Genomic DNA, 19,974 nt, shown 5'->3' on the forward strand with positions numbered 1-19,974 from the left:
CATATTATAACATAAGCATTAAACTTTTCAAATAGTTACTGCCAAAAGAAATGCTCACCACAACTGCTGTGATGAGCATTTTCTATTATACATGTTCATATATATTACAATCCAGACTCTTTAAGGTCTGCGTACATACCACATTCCGGACTGTACACTGGATACCTTGACAACGTCTCCTGTATGCGGTGCATGGATCATCTGTCCTCCACCAATATAAATTCCTACATGGCCAGAACGTACACATACGTCTCCCGGCTTTGGATTGCTTACACGTGGCCATCCTGCAAATGTACCTGATGTACCGATACGTGCATACCGTCCTGTCAGACAATAACTTACGAAACCGGAGCAGTCAAATGTGTTCGGTCCGCACGCGCCCCATACATATGGGCACCCAAGCTTTCCGTACGCACGGCTTACAACTGCGCTTCCTGAAGAATAATGTCCACCGCTGTTACCACCGCTATTATTACCACTGTTATTGCTTCCGCCATTATTGTTGCTTCCGCCATTATTGTTGCTTCCACCGTTATTCTTGTTGCCACTGTTGCTGTTTCCGCTATTGCCGCTTCCACCGTTGTTCTTATTACCGCTGTTACTGTTATTATTGCTTGTATTGTTCTTGTTGCTGCCGCTTGTCTTCTGAGCCGCTGCTGCTGCAGCTGCTTCCTGACGCTGTTTTGCTTCGGCTGCTTTCGCTGCCGCTTCAGCCGCTTTCTGAATCTCGGAATCCAAATCTGCAACTTCTGACTTCTTGGAAGTCAGCACTTTATCAAGATCATCCTGTTTTGTTTCGAACTGTGTCTGCTTCTTCTCCAGACTCTTCTGTTCTTTCTCAAGGTTCGTCTTCAGAGTTGCAACTTTCTTCTTTGTAGCAACATACTCAGCCAGTTTCTTTCTGTCATAATTATGTACATTCGTAACATACTCGGCTTTGTTTACCATATCAGAGAAGTTCGTAGAGCTTACCAGTGTCTCGAAAAATGTACTGTCGCCCTCTTCATACATATACTTAATACGAAGCTTCATATCCTCGTACTGTTTCTTCTCATCTTTCTTAGCCTGCGTCAGATCCTTTGACGTTGTCTCGATCTTCTCACCTGTTACAACCAGCTCATCTTCCAGATTATTGATTTTCTCAATAATGCCTGTCAACTGTGTCTGCAATGAATCAACCTGTTTCTGTGCTGCCTTTTTATTCTGTTTTAAATCTTTTACCGAAGGTGCTGCCATTACAGGTGTCACGATCATCGAACTGGTCACTACAACTGATAATAGTTTCACTCCAAATTTTTTCATTATATCATCCTTTTTCTTTACATTTCTTTAATTCCAATTTGACATAGTATCACTATCTAGGGACGATTATACTCTATAAAAAACAATTTTGCAATAACTTTTAATAATTTTGTAACATTTACCAGAACTCTTATCTGAAAAGAAGATCGAATACACTCCTACTGGATATTCAGATTTGTATATCCCATCAGGCTCTTATCAACAGCCTCAGCCACTTCTCTTCCTTCACGGATCGCCCATACGACAAGTGATTGTCCGCGGTGCATATCGCCTGCTGTAAATACATGTTCTGCACTGGTCTTATATTCTCCCGGATTCGTACTTACATTCGTTCTCGCATTTACTTCTACGCCAAATGCTTTCGTAATATAAGATTCACTTCCCAGAAATCCTGCTGCGATCAGCACCAGATCGGTCTCCACCTCATATTCGCTGCCTGGTATTTCCACCATCATACGTCTTCCGGTTTTTGCATCCTGTTTTGATTCAAGCTTTACCAGAATTGCCTTGCAGACACGTCCGTTTTTATCTTTGACAAATTCTTTTACGGTTGTCTGGTATACTCGCGGATCCTGTCCGAATACTGCTGCAGCCTCCTGCTGCCCATAATCGGTCTTGCAGACTCTCGGCCACTCCGGCCACGGATTCATCTCTGTTCTCTGATCCGGTGCTTTCGGCATCATTTCCAGTTGTAAAACAGATGCCGCACCATGGCGCATGGATGTTCCAACGCAGTCATTTCCGGTATCTCCACCGCCGATAACCATAACTTTTCTTCCTTTGGCTGAAATATAAGTGTCTTCTTTTAATTCATGTTCAGGATTTGCCCAGAGTGCTTTCGTCGTAGATTTAAGAAAATCCACTGCAAAATAAATGCCATCGGCTTTTCTTCCCGGAACTTTGATATCTCTTGGGTTGGACGCACCACAGCATAAGATTACACGGTCAAACTCTTTCAATATAGAAGAAGCCCGTTTATCTTTTCCGATATTGCAACTTGTCTGAAAAATCACACCTTCCTCTTCCATGATCTTTATCTTCCGATCGATAATCTGTTTTTCCAATTTCATATTCGGAATTCCATAGCGGAGAAGTCCTCCAACTTTGTCTTCCCTTTCAAAAACAGTGACATGATGTCCGCGACGGTTCAGAAGATCTGCTGCCGCCAGTCCGGACGGTCCGGAACCAACAATTGCAACTTTTTTTCCGGTGCGTACTTTCACCGGTCTTGCATCCGCATATCCCATTTTATACGCATGTTCTATGATGCCATATTCATTAGATTTTGTCGCTACTGCGTCTCCGTTCAATCCACATGTGCAAGCTGCCTCGCAAAGCGCCGGACATACTCTTGATGTAAATTCCGGGAAATTATTTGTTTTCTTTAATCTATAGTACGCTTCTTCCCAGTTCCCGTGATACAAAAGATCGTTCCACTCCGGAATCAGATTATGTAACGGGCATCCACTCGCCATTCCCATGATCATCTGACCAAACTGACAGAATGGTACACCACAGGACATACATCTTGCTCCCTGAATTTTCTGTTCTTCTTCCGATAATGGTTTATAAAACTCTTTAAAATTCCGGATTCGCTCCTTTGGCGCCTCTGCTTTCTTATCCTGTCTGTCATATTCCATAAATCCTGTTGCTTTTCCCATTTTGTGCGCCTCCTTATCTTCCTTCTTTGATCATGTAAAAAGCTTCGATTTTTGCCTGTTCACTGCTCATTCCCTGCTCTTCTAACTGGAGAATCGTTGTCATCATCTTCTCATAGTCAGCAGGAATGATCTTTTTGAATTTTGGAAGATAATCTGTGAAATGTTCCAGAATTTTTTTACCAATTTCTGAATTCGTATAAGCAACATGTTCTTCAATCATTGTTTTCAGTTCTTCTACATCCATCTTTGCTGTAACATGTTCAATATTTACAAGCTGTTTATTTACACTCAGATAGAGGTCATTATCTTCGTCCAGCACATAAGCAACTCCGCCACTCATACCTGCCGCGAAGTTTTTACCGGTTTTCCCAAGAACTGCTACACGTCCTCCGGTCATATATTCACAGCCATGGTCGCCTACACCTTCCACAACTGCTGTCGCACCGGAATTGCGGACTGCAAAACGCTCGCCTGCCATACCATTGATGTATGCTTTACCACTTGTGGCTCCGTAAAGTGCAACGTTTCCAATAATGATATTATCTTCGTGTTTGTATTTCACTCCTGTCGGCGGATATACGATCAGTTTACCGCCGGATAATCCTTTGCCAAAATAATCATTGCTGTCACCTGTAAGTTCCAGTGTCAGTCCTTTTGGAATAAATGCGCCAAAAGACTGACCGCCTGCGCCTTTGCACTTGATCACATAGCTGTCTTCATCCAGTCCTTCCGGATAACGTCTTGTAATCTCCGATCCGAAAATAGTACCAAATGTTCGATTGGTATTCGCAACGTCAATTTCGAGAACCCGTTTTTGTTTTTTCTCCAGTGCTGGAAGTAATTCTTTTATAAGTACCTTCTCGTCCAGTGTTTTTTCCAGCTCAAAATTGAAAACTTTCTTTGGATTAAAGGTCATTGGCACTGTCTTTTTATCATACGGATTATAAAGAATTTTACTTAAATCCAGGGTTTCTGCACGTTCAGACACCGGTACATCTTTTACTTTGAGGAGTTCTGTTCTTCCTACCAGTTCGTCAATCGAACGGACACCCAATTTTGCCATGTATTCCCTCAGATTCTGCGCCATAAAACGCATAAAGTTCACAACATATTCCGGTTTCCCGGTAAAACGTTTACGAAGCTCTGGATTCTGGGTTGCTACTCCTACCGGGCAGGTATCCAGATTGCAGACACGCATCATAACGCATCCCATTGTGACCAGCGGTGCTGTGGCAAATCCAAATTCTTCTGCCCCTAAAATAGCTGCGATTGCAACATCACGCCCACTCATTAATTTTCCATCTGTCTCGATCCGCACACGCTCTCTTAACCCATTGGCGATCAATGTCTGATGCGTTTCTGCAAGTCCCAGTTCCCACGGAAGTCCAGCATTATGAATCGAACTTCTTGGCGCCGCACCTGTTCCTCCGTCATATCCGGAGATCAGGATCAGACCTGCACCGGCTTTTGCAACACCGGCTGCGACTGTTCCAACACCGGCTTCGGATACAAGTTTTACTGAAATTCTTGCATCTTTATTTGCATTTTTGCAATCGTAGATCAACTGTGCCAGATCTTCGATAGAATAAATATCATGATGTGGCGGTGGTGAAATCAGGCTTACCCCCGGCGTTGAATGTCTGGTTTTTGCGATCCACGGATATACTTTTCCTCCCGGAAGATGTCCACCTTCGCCCGGTTTTGCGCCCTGTGCCATTTTAATCTGGATTTCATTTGCGCTGACTAGATAACGGGATGTTACACCAAATCTTCCAGACGCTACCTGCTTGATTGCAGAACAACGGTTTGTATCCAGACGTTCAATTTCTTCGCCACCTTCACCACTGTTTGATTTTCCATGGAGCTGATTCATAGCTATTGCCAGTGTCTCATGCGCCTCTTTGGAAATAGAACCGTAAGACATTGCTCCTGTCTTAAATCTTGTTACGATATCATCTACGCTCTCAACTTCTTCAATCGGAACGCCTTCTTCCGGGTAATTGAAATCGAGTTGTCCACGCAGATTGATCTTTTCTCCTTCTGCATTGACCATCTCCGTATATTTCCGGAACATTTCATAATCACCACGTCTGGTTGACTGTTGCAGCATGTGGATTGTCTGCGGATTGTACAGATGTTCTTCGCCACCGCTCTTGGATTTATGATGCCCGACACTATCCAGTGTCAGCTCCACCTCCAGTCCAAGCGGATCAAATGCACGGGAATGTCTCGCACTGTAATCTTCCGATATTTCTTCAATTCCGATTCCTCCGACACGGCTGACCGTATCTGTAAAATATTTATCAATAAAACACTCTTTCAAGCCGATCGCTTCAAAGATTTTTGCACCCTGATAAGACTGAATGGTGGAAATTCCCATCTTGGAGGCAATCTTTACAATTCCGCTGATAACCGCATGGTTATAATCGTCAACTGCAGCATAATAATCTTTCTGCAACATATCAGTATCAATAAGCTGGCGTATTGTCTCATGTGCAAGATACGGATTGATCGCACATGCACCATAGCCAAGCAGTGTTGCAAAATGATGGACTTCTCTCGGTTCTCCTGTTTCCAGAATAATAGCCACGGAAGTTCTCTTCTTTGTCCGTACCAGATGCTGCTGAAGTCCTGACAATGCAAGAAGTGACGGCATTGCCACATGATATTCGTCCACACCACGGTCGGAAAGAATCAGAATATTGGTTCCTTCACGGATTGCACGATCTACTTCGATAAATAAGTAATCCATCGCCTTTTCCAGACTGGAATTTTTATAATAAGTGATCGGGATCTCTGTAACCTGGAAACCTTCTGTTTTCATATTTTTAATTTTCAGCAGGTCTGTATCGGTAAGAATTGGATTATTTACCTTTAACATTTTACAGTTTTCTGCTTTTTCTTCCAACAGGTTGCCATCCTCACCAATATATACGGTTGTAGATGTTACGACTTCTTCACGGATTGCATCAATCGGTGGATTAGTAACCTGTGCAAATAACTGTTTGAAATATCCGAACAGATTCTGAGATTTCTGTGAAAGAACGGCAAGTGGGGCATCCATTCCCATGGCTCCAGTGCTTTCTGTTCCATTTTTCGCCATATTTAAAATAGAAGTCTTCACATCTTCATAAGAGTAACCGAATGCTTTCTGTAATCTTCCGAGTTCCTCCTCTGAATATGTCTCAATTTTCTGATTCGGTATTTTTAAATCTTTTAACTCGATCAAATTGCTGTCCAGCCATTCTCCATACGGCTGTCTTCTTGCATAAGATTCTTTCAGTTCATCGTCATCAATCACTTTACCTTTTATTGTATCCACAAGAAGCATCTTGCCCGGATGCAGACGCTCTTTAACAATGATCTTAGACGGATCAATATCAAGTACACCTACTTCAGAAGATAGGATCAACGTATCGTCTTCCGTAATATAATATCTGGAAGGACGTAATCCATTCCGGTCCAGTACTGCTCCCATGCAGTCGCCGTCACTGAACAGAATAGATGCCGGTCCGTCCCATGGCTCCATCATTGTTGCATAATACTGATAGAAATCTTTTTTCTTCTGTGACAGATTTTTTGTATTTGCCCATGGCTCCGGAATCGCGATCATCACTGCCAGTGGCAGTTCCATTCCGCTCATTACCATAAATTCGATGGCATTATCAAGCATCGCGGAATCGGATCCGGATGTATTGATCGCCGGAAGAACTTTATGCAATTCTCCTTTCAGGCACTCAGATTCCATGTTTTCTTCTCTGGCACGCATCTTATCCGCATTACCACGAATTGTATTGATCTCTCCATTATGTACGATGAACCGGTTCGGATGTGCTCTCTCCCAGCTCGGATTTGTGTTTGTACTGAATCTGGAATGTACCAGTGCAATTGCAGATTCATAGTCTTTATCCTGCAGATCCGCAAAAAAAGAGCGAAGCTGTCCGACAAGGAACATACCCTTATACGCAATTGTCCTACTTGAAAGAGACGCTACATAAGTATCATCACTGCTCTGCTCAAAGACTCTTCTTACAACATACAAACGTCTGTCAAAATCAATTCCCTGCGCAATATGCTCCGGTCTTTCAATAAATCCCTGCATAATGCATGGCATACAAGCTGCTGCACGGCTTCCAAGTACTTCCTCTTTTACCGGTACCTGTCTCCATCCCAGGAAATTCATTCCTTCCTTTCTGACAATAACTTCAAAAATCTTCTTTGCCTGTTCTCTTTTCAGTTCATCCTGCGGGAAGAAAAACATTCCCACACCATAATCTCTCTCAGAACGTAAAAGGATGCCGAGAGGTTCACAGACTTTGGAGAAAAACTTATGTGAAATCTGTAATAGAATTCCAACTCCATCACCTGTTTTACCTTCGGCATCCTTGCCAGCTCTATGTTCTAAATTTTCTACAATCTTAAGTGCATCTGCTACCGTGTTATGGGATTTCCTGCCCTTGATATTAACGATTGCACCGATACCACAGTTATCATGTTCAAACTCTGTGCGATACAAACCGGTATGCAGATTCTGCTTCTGCTCATACATACCTTTTCTTTCCTTTCTTATTTTTGTCCTACTATACTACAATTTTTCCAGCTTGTAAACCTCTTTTTTTCTTAAATTGTCAGATATTCAGATAATTGCTCGTATATATACAAAAAATCTGACTTCTCTACTCTTGAGAAGTCAGATTTTCCTGATTCAAAGTCTGTTCCGGTTTATTCGGATGATCCGGCTTTTCATCGATCCGCTGCATCCATACATACATGCTGGAACCGATCGTTCCACATAAAACAGTAATAATGCCAATCCGCATCGGATTTTTTGCCATCCACTCAAACCAGTTGTAATGTGTTGCAAATACGGAAATCAGATTTGCAACCATATGTGCAAATATCGGTGCTTTCACAGAACCGTATTTTTCATACATATAAGCATATACCACTCCAAGGAAAAGTGCATATATCATCTGAACCATATTGCCATGCAGCAAGCTGAAGATCACTGCTGAATACAATGCCGCAGATAAAAATCCGCTCCGCATACGCAGCCTCTGAAAAACGAGTCCACGAAATACCAGTTCCTCACAGATTGGAACTAATATGCCAAGTGATATGCCCTGTATCAGAAGCGGTGCGGAATAGAATCCCTGCATTACTGTCTGATACTCCTCGCTGACAGTTGTAATGTTGCCTATAATAAGCAAGTTGTTCACTCCTACGCATAATGTTGCACTTAAGAGCGCTACTGCACTGTATTTCCACAGCGGCGCTTTCTTATTCGGTGTAAATCCGGTAAGTTTCTCCCTGATCCTGTCTTTGTGGAACATGATAAGCAACACCGGAATTGTTACAAATGCCGCCACACCTTCTACATAGGAAGAAAGCCTTGCTGCTTCCTTTGTCACCGCTTTTAAAATCTGTACATAATCCTTCTGATATATGTTTGCAATCTGCTGTGCATAATCTGTCATCTGTGCCGACAGTCCATAATGTCTGATCATATATGCTGCCCCGATCGCTGCCGATGCCACACCGGATACAATCATACCGATCACTATTTTCACTACGATCGGTCCCCAGATATACCAGATCTGGTTCCCGTAACTGTTGCGATTCACCGGGGGTGTCTGTTGTCCGTTGTATTGATAATGATCCATAGTATTCCTCACTTTCTTCTGTCACTGTACTATTCTACTTCGAACACAACGAACATGCAATTAAAAAACTATTAAATATCTTTATATTTTATAATTCTCTTATAATCGTACTTTTACAACATCCACATCCAGATCCCACAGGAATTTGTCCAGATCCTTAAATGATAAAAATACTGTCGCTGTATTCTCCAGCGGATGGATTCCCATGCTTTTGCATTTACTGAGATCTTTATCAATGAAAAATTCTACTGCGTGATCGGTATCATTCATCAGTCCAAACGGTGTCACACTTCCCTGTTTTACTCCCAGATATTTTTCCAGACGTTCTTCGGATGCAAAACTTAAATTGCCTGCTCCGAGCTGTCTTCCAAGAGATTTTAAATCTACTTTCTTCTTCTCATCACAGGTAACAAGGAAATGTCTCTTTCCTTTAGAGTCTCTCAGAAAAAGATTCTTACATAAAGTTCCTTTTTCGGGAAGTCCTAGCCTATCCATATCTTCCATTGTATGCACCGGTTCATGTTCCACAACTTCATATTTAATTTTCAATTTATCAAGCGCATCATATACGCGTTTTTTCTGGTCTTCCATATTAAAAGCCCCTTTCTTCTCTTTGCAATTTCAGACAGTCTGTCTGTATTTACAAATAAACTTTTTATTTATTATATGGTATTTATTTAACGAAGTAAAGCGAAAATTTCTTGCACTTCTCGCTTATACTCCTCTATTGTCTGTGTTTTCTTGATTTTTCTTATTTTTTCCAGATGATCTGGATAATACCGCATCAAGTAAGTCCAGATTTCTTTCATTTTAAATAATACATATATTTCTTTCGGACTTGCTTCTTCATAATGAATGCAGATATCTTCCAGAAATGCTGCCATACGCTCTTTTTCTATCGAAAAGCCACCATAGCTTTGTATTTTCTTTTCATTTTTTAATTTCTCTGCTTCCAGTTCCATCAAAAGTCCCGGATTAGCAATCATTCCTCGTCCGATCATCCAGCAGTCTGTCTGTGGAAATCTCTGCTGCATCTCCTGGATATTTTTTACAGTATTCAGTTCTCCGTTATAGCAAAGACTGTGTCTGCTATGTTCTTCAGCATATGCATACCAGGAAAGTCTTACCTCATGCATATAGTAATCCTTCTGTACTCGCGGATGAATGATCAACTCTTCCAGCGGATACTGATTATATATAGAAAGAATCTGTTCAAATTCTTCTGGTTCATCTCTTCCAAGCCTCGTTTTCACAGAGATTTTCACATCTTTTTCATTCGAAAATACGGTATCCAGAAATCGATCCAGCTCTTCCGTCTTTGCAAGGAATCCGGAGCCACGGTATTTTGATGCAACCGTCCTTGACGGACAGCCAAAATTCAGATTGATCTCTTCGTATCCATATCGTTTCAGTTTTTCAATCGTCTGTACACAGTCATTTCCATTGTTGCTTAAAATCTGTGGAACAACAAAAAGTCCTGCATTATGCGCAGGCAGAATCTCTTCCTGTTCTTTCAAATTCAGCCCGCGCTTACTATGCGGTACGAAGAAAGGTGTATAATATTTATCCATTTTTCGAAAATACTTATGATACGCGTTCCTGAAAATATAGGTCGTGATCCCCTCCATCGGGGCAAGGTAATACTTTGCCATCATGTTCTCCTTTTCATCTTTCAACATTCTAGCAAAGCTTTCTCACCACTGCAATGATTTTTATACACTAGCTGTTTTGAAATAATTTTCCGATTGATCTAAACTTTGATCTGTACTGCTATTATTGTATGGCTCGGTGACTGGCTTGCTTAAATATTACGAACTAATCTCCCTGTTCTGTTTTTCTTTTCATTTTTTTCATTGTGTGCTATCATATCTGACGGAAATATAACAAAATCTAAAGGAGTATATCAAATGGAATTTTTAAAGAAAAATACGAAAGGGATCTTATTATGTCTCTGCATCGCTATTCCTTGCTGGATACTGGGACAACATTTTCCAATTATCGGCGGACCGGTATTCGGTATTCTTGCCGGGATGATCCTGACATTATTTATCAAAGACAAATCTGCTTTCCAGAGCGGAATTACTTTTGTATCAAAGAAAGTATTACAGTATGCTGTCATCCTTCTTGGGTTCGGGCTGAACCTGACTGTTATTCTGGAAACCGGGAAGCAATCACTTCCGATCATTGTAACCACAATCGCAACTTCTCTGATTCTTGCCTATGTATTGCATAAAATCATGCATATTCCGGGCAACATCTCTACTCTGGTTGGCGTCGGATCTTCCATCTGTGGTGGTTCTGCAATTGCAGCTACAGCACCGGTCATTGATGCAGATGATGACGAAGTCGCACAGGCAATCTCTGTAATCTTCTTTTTCAATATGATTGCAGCTTTACTGTTTCCAACGCTGGGCGGAATTCTTGGCTTTTCCACAACAAGCGGCGAATCATTTGGAATCTTTGCCGGAACGGCTGTCAACGACACCTCTTCTGTAACAGCAACGGCATCTACATGGGATTCTCTGTACCACCTGGGTTCTGCGACACTGGATAAAGCCGTTACCGTTAAACTGACACGTACACTTGCGATCATTCCGATCACTCTGGCACTTGCATTCATCCGCACACGAAGTCAGAAAGCTGAAGGCAAAAAAATAGAGCTGAAAAAAATCTTTCCAATGTTCATTCTTTATTTTGTACTTGCTTCTGTCATTACAACAATTGCGACTTCCTGCGGTATCTCCGCAGATGTATTCACTCCACTGAAAACACTGAGTAAATTCTTTATCGTTCTAGCCATGAGCGCAGTCGGTCTGAATACAAATATTATCAAGCTCATCAAAACCGGTGGAAAACCACTTCTGCTCGGTTTCTGCTGCTGGGTTGGAATTGCTCTTGCCAGTCTTGGCATGCAGCATATACTTGGAATCTGGTAGGATATCTCTGCTGTAATAACAAAGTTATTACAGCAAAACGGCAGTTTATGGAATCAGATCTTTGAAAACATCTCAATTATATCTATCCACGAACTGCCGTTTTATTTTTTACTATTATTATAATTATCACAATCTCTGGCAGAAACTATCTCTGGCAGATTCCTTAAATATCAATTATTTTAACAAATCTGCATCGTCAAAATAATTGATATGCATTGCATCTTTCACATCATGCAGTGTCTGGGCTGCTTTTGCACGGGCAACTTCTGTTCCGGCTTTCAGAATATCATAAACATCTGTCTTTCTGCTTTCCCAGTCTTTTCTTCTTGCACGGATCGGCTCCAGTTCTGCCTGCATAACATTATTCAGGAATTTCTTAACTTTCACATCACCAAGACCACCTCGCTGATAATGTGCCTTTAATTCATCCAGATTTGCATAATCCGGTAAAAATTCTGCGAAATACTCATCCTTACAGAATGCATCCAGATAAATAAATACCGGATTGCCTTCTACCTGTCCCGGATCTTCCACACGCAGATGATTCGGATCTGTAAACATGGACATAACTTTCTTCTTAATGTCTTCCGGCTCATCAGACAGATAAATGCAGTTTCCAAGAGACTTGCTCATCTTCGCTTTACCATCAATACCCGGCAAACGCAGACATGCTTTATTAGACGGAAGAATGATCTCAGGCTCTGTAAGTGTCTCGCCATATACACTGTTGAACTTGTGTACGATTTCCTTGCACTGTTCTAACATCGGAAGCTGGTCTTCTCCAACCGGAACGGCTGTTGCACGGAAAGCGGTAATATCTGCCGCCTGGCTGATCGGATAGCAAAAAAATCCAACCGGAATACTTGCTTCAAAATTACGTTGCTGGATCTCAGCTTTTACTGTAGGGTTTCTCTGTACACGGGATACAGTAACAAGATTCATATAATAAAATGTAAATTCTGTCAGTTCCGGAACCATAGACTGAATGAAAATATTCGCTTTCTCCGGATCGATTCCGCAAGCAAGATAATCCAGCGCTACATTCATAATATTCTGACGTACCTTCTCCGGATGCTCTGCATTATCTGTCAGTGCCTGTGCATCCGCGATCATAATATAAATCTCGTCAAACTTACCGGAATTCTGCAGTTTTACACGCTCTTTCAGGGATCCTACATAATGTCCTACGTGAAGCCGACCGGTCGGACGGTCACCTGTTAAAATAATTTTGCTCATTCTTGTTCTCCTTACGCTATATCATTCACACATTTCCATACGGAAAGTGTATTTTTCTTAACCCTTTTATTATAAAGCGCGAACGACAGACCGTCAACAATACAGGCAACAAAAAAAGAAAAAGGCACTTACGCAGCGCCTCTTCCTTTTTTTTCACAGGCTTCTTCAAAAGCCTTTAATTTTCTCTTTGCATCTTCGCTCAGATTTTTCGGTACCTGGATTCGAACAGTTATATATTGATCTCCCCGTATATTTTTATCTTTCATAGATACGATTCCTTTGCCACGAAGTCTGATCTTCGTTCCAGACTGTGTACCCGGTGCGATTTTACACATAACCTTACCGGTCAGCGTCTGCACGATTGTTTCTCCTCCCAGCACAGCTGTTGTAAATGGGATTTGAACAGTACTGTATACATCTTTTCCTTTACGTTCATATCCCGGTTTCATGCTGACAGTCACTTTTAAGAACAGATCACCGTCTTTTCCACCGCCATATCCCGGACTGCCTTTGCCACGGAGCCGGATGCTCTGTCCGGTATCAATTCCGGCAGGTATCTTCACTTTCAGAGACTTCCGTTCTCCGCTTCCATCTGTCACATGGATCAGTTTTTCACATCCGAAAGCCGCATCATCAAAGGAAACTGTAATGTCCGCTTCCACATCTGCACCATCCTGTTGAAAACTCCTTCCATAACTTCTGTAGGAATCTCCGCCCTGGTGTCCTGTTTGTCTGCCGAAACCTCCAAATGAACTGTGTGTGCCGCCGAAACCATGAAACGCACCACCGAACATCTGCTTTAGGAAATCATCCATATCTCCATTTCCTTCGAAATGATATTCATGAAATGTACCATCCGGTCCTGCATAACGGTAAGTACCGCCACCAGACGCACTATCATTTCCATAAGCACCGCCGGCTCCCATAGATCCATCAAATGCTGCATGTCCATACTGGTCATACATTTTTCTTTTTTCTTTATCACTTAATATATTATATGCTTCGGTAGCTTCCTTAAATTTCTCCGCTGCCTGCTCATTTCCTGCATTCGTATCCGGGTGGTACTTTTTCGCCAGTTTACGGTAAGCTTTTTTTATTGTTCCGGTATCTGCGTTACGCGCAACTCCAAGAACATCGTAATAATCTCTTTTCGCCGCCATAAAATCCCTCCCGTTTTTCTTTATTGCTGTTATTTACACCCCACACAGAGTGTATTGTAATCTTGTTTTAACATTTTATGAAAACCATCTATATGAAGATTACCCCGCGGGATCATGCCCGCGAGGTAATACGAATTTTACATTGCAGCTCTGTTGTTATCCCTCAATGCTGATATAATGTTTCTTCTCTTCTACCGGTTTTGCTTCCTCTTTTGGAACGCTGAAGGAAAGAATACCATTCTCATATTTCGGATGGATATCTTCTTCTGTTACATGTTTACCTACATAAAAGCTTCTGCTCATGCTTCCTGCATAACGTTCTTTTCTGATGTAAGTTCCATCCTTCTTCTCTTCATCCTTATCCAGTCCTTTAGCTGCGCTGACTGTTAAAACTCCTTCTTTCAGTTCCATCTGGATCTCATCTTTCTTAAATCCAGGAAGATCAATATCTACTTCATAACCCTCTTTGGTATCTTTTACATCTGTCTTCATTAAGTTCTTTGCATGTTTACCATAGAGCTCTTTCTCCACATCCGGGAATTTCGGGAATGTAAAATCATTCATAAAATCATCAAATAAGTTTTCTCCAAAAATACTAGGCATCATCATAAGTCATATCTCCTTCCAATACTTTATAAATATTATTAAGCACATATGAAATATTCGTCTGGAATATCTGATGTGTTGTTATCTGGAACATCCAGGATTCCGGATTTCTAAGAAGTTCTTTCTTTTTACCCCTCTTCCTTTGTTCTAGTTGTACTATAACATTTACTATTAGCACTGTCAAGAGGTGAGTGCTAATTATTTTGTGAAGATTTTGTGAACACTACAAGCCATGCAAAATGGTAAAAATAACGCCCTGCAAGACCCAGCACCGTACAACTGCTGATACTACCGGAGCCGATGTTGTAAAAAATGCTTTGGATCAAGCCAATCATTTTGAAGGATCTGCTGAAGAAGCCCAAGTTGCCATGTTCCTGAAACAATTAGGAATCAAATATAGCAAACTCACCAAAGATGAATTTGTCATGGTCTTTCCGATGAATAGCTGGGCTGGCTTTTCATTGAAATTTCTTATGCTTTTTCGTTGACATTTAATACTGTTCAATGTATCATATAATCAAGAAATGGGTTTGTTACCGTACAGCTATTGCTCAAGCGGGGTGCTCGTTTCTTTTTTTATGTTCACCATGTCATACAGATATAAATTTCCGTCTGCAGCATGTCGTATCAACATTTCTATCCTGAATATATTAAACCGTTCAAGATCTCCAGTATCATTGTTATATACTGGAAGTGCAAACCTTGTCGTAAATCTATACCAGCCAAACTTTGCATCAACGTTATGCTTTCCTTTAAAGTTTTCCTGCCATCGTTTATTCGTAGCACATTGAAGAAGCATAGGAATTCATAGCAATCTCCTATGTATTCTTTTAAATACTGCTCAACTTCTTCCCAATTGATATTCCTCTTTCCTTTAAAACGAATATCACTGATTACAACAATTTTCTTTCCATCCAAATCAGCGCCACAATTAACGCCATTAGCGCCATTTTTAGTGTCATTGGCGTTAATTATGGCGTTATTGGTATCAACCTGACCTCGATAAATATTGATACGCAAATCAACTTTGCCAGACAAAATAACCGATGCAACGGAAAGCCTGTAAAACAGCCACTTTCGAGATACACAAGACAGGACAAAAATCGACTTCCATTATCAAGAGTGCGTGCAATTTTTTGAAATTTTTTCAGATGTAACTATCAAAGAAAAGTGTTATATTATAATTACTTAATATAAATTCCACTTTGATAATCCATAATGAGGAGGAAAATCTATGAAACAAGTTACATTAGGAAAAACAGGTATTACTGTTCCACAGAATGCGTTCGGCACTTTACCAATCCAGCGCGTCTGTCAGGACTATGCTGTGAAATTGCTGCGCAGAGCCTATGAGGGTGGCATGCGTTTCTTCGACACGGCAAGAGCCTACAGCGACAGTGAGATCAAGGTTGGGGAAGCCTTTGATGGTATGCGAGCCAAGGTATACATTGCCACTAAAACAGCCGCCAAGACACCGGACGATTTCTGGAAAGAGCTGGAAACTTCCTTAAAAAATCTCCGTACAGACTATATTGACATTTATCAGCTCCATTGTGTGCCACAGTGTTACCGTCCAGGAGATGGCACTGGAATGTATGAATGCCTGCAAAAAGCAAAAGAAGAAGGTACGATCCGCCATATCGGAATCACTGCACATAAGCTGGGTGTAGCAGAAGAAATCGTCGAAAGCGGTCTGTACGAGACTTTGCAGTATCCGTTCAGTTATCTTTCTTCTAAAAGGGAAATCGCACTGGTGAACGCCTGTAAAGAAAAAAATATGGGATTTATCGCTATGAAGGGACTTGCCGGCGGTCTGATCAACCGCTCCGAAGTAGCCATGGCTTATATGACGCAATACGATAATGCGCTTCCAATCTGGGGAATCCAGAAAGAGGACGAACTGGAAGAATGGCTCAGCTACATGGAGCAGACGCCATCCATGACACCGGATCTGGCCGCTTACATTGAAAAAGAGCAGAAAGTATTGACCGGAGAATTCTGCCGCGGCTGTGGATATTGTATGCCATGTCCTGCCGGTATCCAGATCAACAATTGCGCCAGAATGTCTTTGATGCTCCGCCGTGCGCCATCCGAAGCCTGGCTGACACCTGAAATGCAGGAAGAGATGCGCAAAATTGAAAACTGTCTGAACTGCGGGCAGTGCAGGAAGAAATGTCCGTATGAATTAAACACACCGGAGCTTCTGAAAAAGAATTATGAAGATTACAAAAAAGTACTTGCCGGAGAAGTAAAAGTACAGTAACCAGCCTCTCCACGCACAAAATCAACAAGTCGTGGTTCTCCCACCAAAACAGGACTGGTCACACTTAGAATGATGTGATCAGTCATTTTTCCTTCATCCGCTCCATATATTCTTCCGGTTCTTCAAATGAACTGTCTTCTCCGGTACAGATCACTCTCAAGTCATCTAGGAGCGCCCTCGCTTCCATCATCCCGCTTTTCTCCAGTTCATTCATAAGCTCTCTGCTTTTTCTGACTACAGCTTCCGATATTCCATCCCACTTCTCGTGGAATCTCCGGTATCTGTAATACAGTTCTTTTTCCTTCATATATTGTCTGAGCATCTGTGCCGCACGCTCCGGACAGCCGTGTACATCCAGATATGCAATCACATTTTTCAAATCCACTGCGTCTTCCAGTGCATCATGACTGACAGAAGAGCCAAGTCCGCATAACAGCTTCAGATTCGCAATGCCTATGCTGTGCATATTCAGCTTTCTGGAATAGATTCCCTCGATATCGCGCATCTGTTCAAGCATCTGACTCACTGTCTTGCGGATGTGTTTGGAAATGCCTGTCCGGTAATATTTTAAATCCTGGCTAATCACCTGCTGATCCGGTCCCCATACGCAGATTATTCTGACATTACGTGCGCGCAGTTTTCTTGCCACTTCTTTCATAACCTGTTCATAAGGTGGTGCCTGCAGGAGCTCCTCTTCCGTGATCCCGGTAAGCTCACGGAATTTATCATGCAGCGGTTCATCATTATAAATATAAGAATGGAACCTCTCTACTTCCTCAAAATTCTCCCGACAGATCACCATACCAAGCGATACCAGTTTTGCCGGTGGACCGCCTTTCTTCTGTGACGTCACATATTCGGAATCCAGAAAAGCAATCCTTCCTTCTTCCAGAAAATCTGCAGCTTTAAAAACTGCTTTTGATTTTTTTCTTTTGATTGTATATTTCTTTCTTGTCTTTCCCAAAGAGCCACCTCTTGTTCATCAACTTATTTTTCGCTCCGGCACTTTTTATGCGTCAAAATCTGCCTCGAACGTACCTTCCGGTGTTTTCATTGTTAAGATTCCGAGATTAAAATCTTCATCCTGAATTGTAATATGATATTCAAAAATTACATCATCCTCAATTTTGGATAATAAAATATACTCTCCGTTTTCTTTTCCTTCAATCTGGTCACAGATATCATCATATACATCTGCTCCGGAAATCTTTCTCGGGTATCCTGCTTCTTTTATCTTTTTTTCAATTACTTCGAATAATTCATTCATCTGTCTGCCTCACTCTCTGATATCATCTGTTTATTAAACTCTTACACCATTTCATTATAATGTGCATAAATGCCATTTTTTTTCAAAAGTTCTTCATGCGTACCGCGTTCTTCAATTCCACTCTCTGCTACAACAAGTATCTCGTCCGCATTCCGTATCGTAGATAACCGATGTGCGATCGTAATGGTTGTGCGGTTTTTCGCCAGCTCTTCCAGGCTCTTCTGGATATGACGTTCACTTTCATTGTCCAATGCACTGGTTGCTTCATCCAGAATCAAGATTGATGGATTCTTCAAAAATACGCGGGCGATCGATATTCTCTGCTTTTGTCCACCGGACAGTCTTGTTCCACGTTCTCCTACAAATGTATCATAATCATCCGGTAATCCCATAATAAAATCATGAATATTCGCCTTTTTTGCTGCACTTTCAATCTCTTTCTGCGAAGCTCCCGGTTTTCCATATGCAATATTTTCCCGGATTGTTCCACAGAATAGATAGACATCCTGCTGCACCAACCCGATCGTCTCACGAAGACTCTTGAGTGTAAGATTTCTGATATCTTTTCCGTCAATCGTTATTTTTCCACCTGTCACATCATAAAATCTCGGAAGTAAAGAACAGATGGTTGTCTTTCCACTTCCGGAAGGTCCGACAAGTGCAATTGATTTTCCTGCCGGAATTTCAAATGACACATGGGAAAGTACCGATGTATCATCATCGCTGTAATGGAAAGAAACATCCTCATAGCAGACATGCCCTGTTACATCTGTAAGTTCTTCTGCTCCCGGCGCATCTACAATTTCCGGCTCTGTATCAATAACATCCAGGAAACGATGAAAACCGGATAAGCCTTTCTGCATCATTTCTGTCAGTTCTACAAGAATCTGGATCGGACTGATGAAGATTCCGATATATAATGCATACATGGCAAGATCAGCAGCTTCCATCTGTCCATGTGCGATCAGCCATCCACCAAACACAAGCGTCACCAGATACATCAATCCCTGGAAAAAGAGATTTCCACTCATAAAACTTCCCATACAGTGATAATTGGCATCTTTGGATTTTAAAAATCCTTCATTGCTTTTCTTGAATTTTTCACATTCAACTGTCTCATTTGCAAAAGACTGCACAACCCGGATTCCCGCAAGTGTATCCTGAAGACTCGCATTCACATCTCCAATCTTTCTCCGGTTATCCATAAAAGTTTCCTGCATTTTACGATTTTGTCCATAAGAAAAAAACAGCATAAATACAACCAGCACCAGCAATGGAATCGCCAGTCTCCAGTTGATCAGGAATAAAAATACAAACGAACCGATGATCTTAATCAGTGAGATAAATAAATTTTCCGGTCCATGATGTGCAAACTCAGATATATCAAACAAATCTGAAACTAATTTGCTCATCATCTGTCCGGAATTGTTCTGATCATAATAAGAAAACGATAATTTTTCATAATGTTCAAATAATTGCTGGCGCATGTCGCGTTCCATTCTCGCTCCCATCATATGTCCCTGATAGCTGACATAATATTTACAGCCCATCTGCACAAGATATACAATCAGCAAAACAATTCCGACCGGTAATAGCGCATGCAGTATTTTCTCTGGTGTTTCGGTAAATAATGTCTTCGTCATTGTACGAAGGATCTGCGGAAATGCCAGATCCACAAGACTTATAACCGCCGCGCATACAAGATCAAGGAAAAATACACCTTTATACGGCGCATAATATTGAATAAATTTCTTTATTGTATACATAAAAATGCCCTCTTTCTATCATGATTCAATATGCCTGATTCATTTTCGGCACTTTTCCTATTATAAATGATTTTCTTTCGTACTTCCACCCTTTTATAACCATTCTCTATGTTA

Annotated in this window: 16 protein-coding genes; 3 read left to right on the forward strand and 13 right to left on the reverse strand. The window is 41.4% G+C overall.

Annotated elements, in window-relative coordinates:
* Positions 1 to 120: 120 nt before the first annotated feature.
* From DWY31_RS08675 to DWY31_RS08700, 6 genes are all read right to left on the reverse strand, one after another.
* Complete coding sequence (locus tag DWY31_RS08675; protein WP_117537375.1) at positions 121 to 1,302, reverse strand: coiled-coil domain-containing protein; 1,182 nt, start codon at positions 1,300 to 1,302, stop codon at positions 121 to 123.
* 158 nt (positions 1,303 to 1,460) lie between these two features.
* Positions 1,461 to 2,963, reverse strand: a complete 1,503-nt coding sequence (locus tag DWY31_RS08680) for a glutamate synthase subunit beta (RefSeq protein WP_118520106.1) — start codon at positions 2,961 to 2,963, stop codon at positions 1,461 to 1,463.
* 13 nt (positions 2,964 to 2,976) lie between these two features.
* The gene (gene gltB, locus DWY31_RS08685) at positions 2,977 to 7,512 is read right to left on the reverse strand and encodes a glutamate synthase large subunit (RefSeq protein WP_117537377.1); all 4,536 of its coding nucleotides are present in this window, start codon (positions 7,510 to 7,512) and stop codon (positions 2,977 to 2,979) included.
* 127 nt (positions 7,513 to 7,639) lie between these two features.
* Positions 7,640 to 8,626 (reverse strand): CPBP family intramembrane glutamic endopeptidase, encoded by a 987-nt coding sequence (locus DWY31_RS08690; protein WP_118520108.1) that lies wholly within the window; start codon positions 8,624 to 8,626, stop codon positions 7,640 to 7,642.
* Between the two features lie 99 nt (positions 8,627 to 8,725).
* Positions 8,726 to 9,217, reverse strand: a complete 492-nt coding sequence (locus DWY31_RS08695; RefSeq protein ID WP_021861407.1) for a prolyl-tRNA synthetase associated domain-containing protein — start codon at positions 9,215 to 9,217, stop codon at positions 8,726 to 8,728.
* A gap of 86 nt (positions 9,218 to 9,303) precedes the next feature.
* Complete coding sequence (locus DWY31_RS08700; protein WP_021861408.1) at positions 9,304 to 10,278, reverse strand: tRNA-dihydrouridine synthase family protein; 975 nt, start codon at positions 10,276 to 10,278, stop codon at positions 9,304 to 9,306.
* 255 nt (positions 10,279 to 10,533) lie between these two features.
* On the opposite strand from DWY31_RS08700, the gene DWY31_RS08705 reads away from it, so the two are divergent.
* Positions 10,534 to 11,562 carry a YeiH family protein gene (locus DWY31_RS08705; RefSeq protein WP_118520110.1) on the forward strand — a complete coding sequence of 343 codons (1,029 nt, stop codon included), beginning with the start codon at positions 10,534 to 10,536 and terminating at the stop codon, positions 11,560 to 11,562.
* 174 nt (positions 11,563 to 11,736) lie between these two features.
* Here the strand turns inward: DWY31_RS08705 and trpS are convergent, their stop codons facing one another.
* From trpS to DWY31_RS08720, 3 genes are all read right to left on the reverse strand, one after another.
* Positions 11,737 to 12,798 carry a tryptophan--tRNA ligase gene (trpS, locus tag DWY31_RS08710; RefSeq protein WP_117537379.1) on the reverse strand — a complete coding sequence of 354 codons (1,062 nt, stop codon included), beginning with the start codon at positions 12,796 to 12,798 and terminating at the stop codon, positions 11,737 to 11,739.
* 128 nt (positions 12,799 to 12,926) lie between these two features.
* Positions 12,927 to 13,958: a DnaJ C-terminal domain-containing protein gene (locus tag DWY31_RS08715; RefSeq protein ID WP_118520112.1), complete on the reverse strand. Its 1,032-nt coding sequence runs from the start codon at positions 13,956 to 13,958 to the stop codon at positions 12,927 to 12,929.
* 156 nt (positions 13,959 to 14,114) lie between these two features.
* A complete protein-coding gene (locus DWY31_RS08720) occupies positions 14,115 to 14,567 on the reverse strand; it encodes an Hsp20/alpha crystallin family protein (protein ID WP_021861412.1) in 453 nt (150 codons plus the stop codon).
* A 236-nt stretch (positions 14,568 to 14,803) separates the two neighbouring features.
* Between DWY31_RS08720 and DWY31_RS08725 the strand changes: the two genes are divergently transcribed.
* Positions 14,804 to 15,052 carry a hypothetical protein gene (locus DWY31_RS08725; protein WP_118520114.1) on the forward strand — a complete coding sequence of 83 codons (249 nt, stop codon included), beginning with the start codon at positions 14,804 to 14,806 and terminating at the stop codon, positions 15,050 to 15,052.
* Between the two features lie 148 nt (positions 15,053 to 15,200).
* On the opposite strand, the gene DWY31_RS08730 is transcribed toward DWY31_RS08725, so the two are convergent.
* Positions 15,201 to 15,584: a hypothetical protein gene (locus DWY31_RS08730; protein WP_330422632.1), complete on the reverse strand. Its 384-nt coding sequence runs from the start codon at positions 15,582 to 15,584 to the stop codon at positions 15,201 to 15,203.
* A gap of 214 nt (positions 15,585 to 15,798) precedes the next feature.
* Between DWY31_RS08730 and DWY31_RS08735 the strand changes: the two genes are divergently transcribed.
* Positions 15,799 to 16,827, forward strand: a complete 1,029-nt coding sequence (locus tag DWY31_RS08735) for an aldo/keto reductase (RefSeq protein WP_118520116.1) — start codon at positions 15,799 to 15,801, stop codon at positions 16,825 to 16,827.
* 82 nt (positions 16,828 to 16,909) lie between these two features.
* Here DWY31_RS08735 and DWY31_RS08740 read toward each other — a convergent pair whose 3' ends face one another.
* From DWY31_RS08740 to DWY31_RS08750, 3 genes are read right to left on the reverse strand one after another with little or no spacing between them, the layout of a single operon-like run.
* Positions 16,910 to 17,791, reverse strand: coding sequence for an exonuclease domain-containing protein (locus tag DWY31_RS08740; RefSeq protein ID WP_118520118.1), 882 nt, complete (start codon positions 17,789 to 17,791; stop codon positions 16,910 to 16,912).
* 45 nt (positions 17,792 to 17,836) lie between these two features.
* A complete protein-coding gene (locus tag DWY31_RS08745) occupies positions 17,837 to 18,094 on the reverse strand; it encodes a hypothetical protein (protein WP_021861417.1) in 258 nt (85 codons plus the stop codon).
* 41 nt (positions 18,095 to 18,135) lie between these two features.
* Positions 18,136 to 19,860: an ABC transporter ATP-binding protein gene (locus tag DWY31_RS08750; protein WP_021861418.1), complete on the reverse strand. Its 1,725-nt coding sequence runs from the start codon at positions 19,858 to 19,860 to the stop codon at positions 18,136 to 18,138.
* Positions 19,861 to 19,974: the final 114 nt, after the last annotated feature.

Origin of the sequence: Dorea sp. AF24-7LB (genome assembly GCF_003478575.1) — a bacterium.
Classification (GTDB): Bacteria; Bacillota; Clostridia; order Lachnospirales; family Lachnospiraceae; genus Dorea_D; species Dorea_D hominis.